This window comes from Sulfitobacter sp. HI0129, assembly GCF_001635395.1.
Taxonomy (GTDB): Bacteria; Pseudomonadota; Alphaproteobacteria; order Rhodobacterales; family Rhodobacteraceae; genus Sulfitobacter.
This window is the reverse complement of the sequence record NZ_LWGH01000056.1, coordinates 1-449: the sequence shown is the minus strand read 5'-3', so window position 1 is coordinate 449 and position 449 is coordinate 1. Positions and strand designations below refer to the sequence as shown.

Genomic DNA, 449 nt, shown 5'->3' with positions numbered 1-449 from the left:
CCTGAGTATATCACAAGTTGAGGGCCGTTGAAAGTTTCCCCTAGGTCAACTTCTGGAAATCACTGAAAATACTCTGCCCCGCAGCGGCATCAGGCCAACAATACCGCGCACGGGGGGCGAATCACCCGCCTTCGCCGGGTGCTTCGGAGAAGTACTTTTCCAGCTTTCCCTCTTCGCCGTCATGCTTTTCGGCATCGGGCAGCGGTTCTTTCTTCGTGATGATCACCGGCCACATCTCGGAATACTTGCGGTTGAACTCAACCCATTTTTCCGCTTCCGGCTCGGTATCCGGCTTGATCGCATCGGCCGGGCATTCGGGTTCACAGACACCGCAGTCGATACATTCGTCAGGGTGGATCACCAGCATGTTCTCACCTTCGTAGAAACAATCCACGGGGCACACCTCCACGCAGTCGGTGTATTTGCAGGCGATGCAGGCATCGTTCACG

1 protein-coding gene is annotated in these 449 nt (G+C 55.7%); it reads right to left on the bottom strand.

Annotation, left to right across the window (positions count from 1 at the left end; translation table 11 throughout):
- Positions 1 to 121: 121 nt before the first annotated feature.
- Complete coding sequence (gene fdxA / locus A3764_RS00540; RefSeq protein WP_082865874.1) at positions 122 to 448, bottom strand: ferredoxin FdxA; 327 nt, start codon at positions 446 to 448, stop codon at positions 122 to 124.
- Between the last annotated feature and the right edge of the window lies 1 nt (position 449).